This is a genomic window from Coprococcus sp. ART55/1 (assembly GCF_000210595.1).
In the GTDB taxonomy this organism is placed as follows: domain Bacteria; phylum Bacillota; class Clostridia; order Lachnospirales; family Lachnospiraceae; genus Coprococcus; species Coprococcus aceti.
In genome coordinates, this window is sequence record NC_021018.1 from 191556 (window position 1) to 193845 (window position 2290).

Consider the following 2290-nt stretch of genomic DNA (forward strand, 5'->3'; position numbering starts at 1 on the left):
CAATCAAGTGCTTTATTCCAGCCATCATCAAATACCTTCTGTATCTTCTCCGGAAGCTGTCCCGAAAGCTTGCCATATGTCACATCAACAATCTCATATCCATGTGCCATCATATATTTTTTACTATAGTAAAGTAATGGCTTATCGGTGTGATATCCTATTCCCGGGAATACCACACATATCTTCTTTCCCATGTATCTGTCTCCTCTCCGGATATAAGGCCCATCCAGAGTATATAAATTATCAGCACCCCTATTACATCATGCCTTTATTCTAATCGTCCTGATCCTTCTGCTATTTTATCAGCATAGCATCGCCAAATGAGAAGAATCTGTACTTCTCCTCAACCGCCACCTTGTACGCCTCAAGTATATGCTCTCTGTCGTAGAGCGCAGAAACAAGCATAAGAAGCGTTGACTCAGGCAGATGGAAATTCGTGATGAGCGCGTCAATAACTTTGAACTTGTATCCCGGATAAATGAAAATATCCGTCCATTTGCTGCCTGCATGAACTGTTCCATCGTCGTCCGACATAGACTCAAGAGTTCTGGTACTTGTCGTTCCAACGGACACAACTCTTCCGCCTGCAGCCTTTGTCTCGTTAATCATATCAGCAGCATCCTGCTCTATGATACAGAACTCAGAATGCATGTGGTGATCTAGTATGTTCTCTTCCTTCACTGGTCTGAACGTTCCAAGTCCGACGTGAAGTGTTACATGCGCGATCTTTATTCCCTTTGCCTTGATCTGCTCAAGAAGCTCTGTTGTAAAATGCAGTCCGGCGTAGGTGCTGCCGCAGAACCGTCATGCTCTGCATAAACTGTCTGATATCTGTTCTTGTCCTCAAGCTTATGTGTGATATATGGAGGGAGTGGCATCTGTCCCAGCTCGTCAAGGATCTCCTCGAATATTCCATCGAACTCAAATCTGATGAGTCTGTTGCCCTCCTCAACTATATCGACGACCTCACCCACAAGTTTGCCCTTTATAAGTCCTGTCTCAGGGTCAGGTTCATTTGACTCTGAACCAAATACTATACGAGCACCCACCTTACACTTTTTGCCCGGTTTTACCAGAGTCTCCCATGTACAGTCGTCCTTTCTCTTCAGAAGAAGAACCTCTATGGATGCTCCCGTATCCTCCTTGACGCCCATAAGTCTCGCCGGAAGAACCCTTGTATCGTTGATGACCAGACAGTCTCCCGGATTCAGGTAGTCTATCACATCATAAAAGTGCTTGTGCTCTATCGTATTATCTTTTCTGTCCAGGACCATGAGACGTGACTCACTTCTCTTGAGGAGTGGATCCTGTGCTATAAGCTCCTGTGGCAGATCATAGTAAAAGTCTGTTAATTTCATCATATCGTAATTCCTCACATATTTATTAACACAAAAATAACTGTCTGACGCTGGATATATACAATATCTCCGCGCCAAACAGTTACATATTATACTACTATCACAAATTTTTCAAGGATAGCGCCTATTACGCTCTGATCTCTATTCCAAGCTTTCCAAGCTCCTTGAGAATCTTGGCAATGATTCCATCGACCTCTGACGTCTCAAGTGTTCTATCCTTAGCACGGAATGTCATTGTGTAAGCCACTGACTTCTTGCCCTTGGCGATCTGCTCGCCTTCATATACATCAAAGAGCTTGTAGCTCTCAAGCAGCTTGCCGCCACATTTCTTTATGACTTCCTCTATCTGTCCGACAAATATTTCCTTGTCCACAACAAGACTCAGATCTCTTGTACTTCCAGGGAACTTTGCAATTCCTTCATACTTGATGTCGAAGCTTGACAGCATAACCAGTGTAGGCATATCTATAACTGCAACATATACCTCCCCCTTAAGGTTGTAGTTGTCACATACCTCAGGATGTACCTGTCCGATAAATCCAATTGTCAGGTTGCCCTTCTTGAGCTTTGCCTGACGGCCCGGATGAAGGAATGTGTACTCTGACTCAGGCTCGTATGTCACCTGTCCCTTGAGACCAACCTTGTCTGTAAGCTCCTCGAGAACTCCCTTGAGATCAAAGAAATCTCCCTGACCATACATACCGATAGTAAGCTTCATTCTCTCCTCTGGAAGCTCTGTGAGTGGAAGTGACTTTGGAAGGTATACATTTCCGAACTCATAAAGTCTTGCGATCTTGTTCTTTCTATTATAATTTGTTGCCAGTGATGTGAGAACACCGTTCAGTGATACTGTTCTCATGATACTGAAGTCCTCGCCAAGAGGATTTGCTATTGTAACTGTCTTTCTGAACTCGCTGTCAGCAGGCAGTAGC

Annotated in this window: 3 pseudogenes; all 3 read right to left on the reverse strand. The window is 44.2% G+C overall.

Features of this window, described 5'->3' with window-relative positions:
• Positions 1-194, reverse strand: a pseudogene (locus tag CCU_RS00885) (alpha/beta hydrolase); the annotation flags it as partial.
• Positions 195-294: 100 nt separating this feature from the next.
• Positions 295-1361, reverse strand: a pseudogene (gene queA, locus CCU_RS14645) (tRNA preQ1(34) S-adenosylmethionine ribosyltransferase-isomerase QueA).
• A 124-nt stretch (positions 1362-1485) separates the two neighbouring features.
• Positions 1486-2290: pseudogene (locus CCU_RS00895) on the reverse strand (phenylalanine--tRNA ligase subunit beta); the annotation flags it as partial.